Below are 2,500 nucleotides of genomic sequence, written 5' to 3' on the forward strand. Positions count from 1 at the left end.
AGCTAACCGGTCCCCTTAACGTTCCAGCACCGGGCAGGCGTCAGTCCGTATACATCGCCTTACGGCTTCGCACGGACCTGTGTTTTTAGTAAACAGTCGCTTCTCGCTGGTCTCTGCGGCCACCCCCAGCTCAGAGTGCAAGACTCATCACCAGGAATGGCCCCCCTTCTCCCGAAGTTACGGGGGCATTTTGCCGAGTTCCTTAACCATAGTTCACCCGAACGCCTCGGTATTCTCTACCTGACCACCTGAGTCGGTTTGGGGTACGGGCCGCCATGAAACTCGCTAGAGGCTTTTCTCGACAGCATAGGATCATCCACTTCACCACAATCGGCTCGGCATCAGGTCTCAGCCTTGATGAGTGACGGATTTGCCTATCACTCGGCCTACACCCTTACCCCGGGACAACCACCGCCCGGGCTGGACTACCTTCCTGCGTCACCCCATCGCTCACCTACTGCAGACTTGGGCCGGCGGCTCCACCACTTCCCTTTGCCCGAAGGCTCCGGGACGGCTTCACGGCCTTAGCATCATCTGGTTCGACGTTGGCGCTTCAAAGCGGGTACGGGAATATCAACCCGTTGTCCATCGACTACGCCTGTCGGCCTCGCCTTAGGTCCCGACTTACCCTGGGCAGATCAGCTTGACCCAGGAACCCTTGGTCAATCGGCGCAAGAGTTTCCCACTCTTGTATCGCTACTCATGCCTGCATTCTCACTCGTATACCGTCCACGACTGGTTTCCACCGCCGCTTCACCCGGCACACGACGCTCCCCTACCCATCACAGCAGGCGTTGGCCCTTCATGCTGCAATGACACGACTTCGGTGATGTGCTTGAGCCCCGCTACATTGTCGGCGCGGAATCACTTGACCAGTGAGCTATTACGCACTCTTTCAAGGGTGGCTGCTTCTAAGCCAACCTCCTGGTTGTCTCTGCGACTCCACATCCTTTCCCACTTAGCACACGCTTAGGGACCTTAGTCGGTGTTCTGGGCTGTTTCCCTCTCGACCATGGAGCTTATCCCCCACAGTCTCACTGCCACGCTCTCACTTACCGGCATTCGGAGTTTGGCTAAGGTCAGTAACCCGGTAAGGCCCATCGCCTATCCAGTGCTCTACCTCCGGCAAGAAACACGTGACGCTGCACCTAAATGCATTTCGGGGAGAACCAGCTATCACGGAGTTTGATTGGCCTTTCACCCCTAACCACAGGTCATCCCCCAGGTTTTCAACCCTGGTGGGTTCGGTCCTCCACACGGTCTTACCCGCGCTTCAACCTGCCCATGGCTAGATCACTCCGCTTCGGGTCTTGGGCATGCAACTCAAACGCCCTATTCGGACTCGCTTTCGCTACGGCTACCCCACACGGGTTAACCTCGCTACACACCGCAAACTCGCAGGCTCATTCTTCAAAAGGCACGCAGTCACGGCCGTGATCCGAAGACCACGACGACGCTCCCACGGCTTGTAGGCACACGGTTTCAGGTACTATTTCACTCCGCTCCCGCGGTACTTTTCACCATTCCCTCACGGTACTATCCGCTATCGGTCACTAGGGAATATTTAGGCTTAGCGGGTGGTCCCGCCAGATTCACACGGGATTTCTCGGGCCCCGTGCTACTTGGGAGTTCTTCAAACGAGCCGTACAGATTTCGTCTACGGGGGTCTTACCCTCTACGCCGGACCTTTCGCATGTCCTTCGACTACCCATACGGTTTCTGACTCGCCGACCGGCCGGCAGACCGATCAAGAAAAATCCCACGACCCCCTGAGCGCAACCCCTGCCGGGTCTCACACGCTCAAGGTTTAGCCTCATCCAGTTTCGCTCGCCACTACTCCCGGAATCACGGTTGTTTTCTCTTCCTGCGGGTACTGAGATGTTTCACTTCCCCGCGTTCCCTCCACACTGCCTATGTGTTCAGCAGCGGGTGACAGCCCATGACGACTGCCGGGTTTCCCCATTCGGACACCCCCGGATCAAAGCTCGGTTGACAGCTCCCCGGGGCCTATCGCGGCCTCCCACGTCCTTCATCGGTTCCTAGTGCCAAGGCATCCACCGTGCGCCCTTAAAAACTTGGCCACAGATGCTCGCGTCCACTGTGCAGTTCTCAAACAACGACCAGTCACACACCCTCGATGATCCGAAGACCACCTCAAGTGAGGCCGGCGATCACTGAGACAACGTTTCCGTTCCCTCAGGACCCAACAACGTGCCCGACACAGTCAATCCCAGACCGCGTTCCACGCCCGAAGGCAGTACTGACGTCCGATCTCTTCCTGTGCCGAATAGTCAACGTTCCACCCATGAGCGAACCGTGCAGGACATTCGCCTGCAAGCGGCCATGTGCTCCTTAGAAAGGAGGTGATCCAGCCGCACCTTCCGGTACGGCTACCTTGTTACGACTTCGTCCCAATCGCTGGTCCCACCTTCGACGGCTCCTCCCCTTACGGGTTAGGCCACCGGCTTCGGGTGTTACCGACTTTCGTGACGTGACGGGC

Annotated in this window: 2 rRNA genes (1 of these 2 cut by a window edge); both read right to left on the reverse strand. The window is 57.8% G+C overall.

The window, feature by feature from the left end:
* Window positions 1–2,081: ribosomal RNA gene (locus AB0D10_RS45890) — 23S ribosomal RNA — on the reverse strand; the annotation flags it as partial.
* Window positions 2,082–2,356: 275 nt separating this feature from the next.
* A 16S ribosomal RNA gene (locus tag AB0D10_RS45895) occupies window positions 2,357–2,500 on the reverse strand; it runs 1,380 nt beyond the window's last position.

Origin of the sequence: Kitasatospora sp. NPDC048545 (assembly GCF_040651155.1) — a bacterium.
Taxonomy (GTDB): domain Bacteria; phylum Actinomycetota; class Actinomycetes; order Streptomycetales; family Streptomycetaceae; genus Kitasatospora.